Annotated in this window: 1 tRNA gene; it reads right to left on the reverse strand. The window is 51.9% G+C overall.

What is annotated here, in order from left to right:
• Window positions 1-70: 70 nt before the first annotated feature.
• A tRNA-Ala gene (locus tag AC1VOR_RS22990) sits at window positions 71-146 on the reverse strand.
• Window positions 147-264: the final 118 nt, after the last annotated feature.

Below are 264 nucleotides of genomic sequence, written 5' to 3' on the forward strand. Positions count from 1 at the left end.
AGGATCAAGTTGCGAACGTTATCTTATCGACACTTGCGTGCGATCGATAACGATCAAGATGAAATTCGTATGGTGGAGCCAAGCGGGATCGAACCGCTGACCTCCTGCTTGCAAGGCAGGCGCTCTCCCAGCTGAGCTATGGCCCCGCAAATTCCATCAAAACCGAACAAATGGAAACACGTCATGTGATAGCTTTGCTTACGCAAAGCTAATTCATCGGCGGTCTTGCGACCAGCCCATGTATCGGCGACCTTACGGTCAGCC

It is taken from the genome of Paenibacillus sp. 1SOY10, from assembly GCF_056836745.1.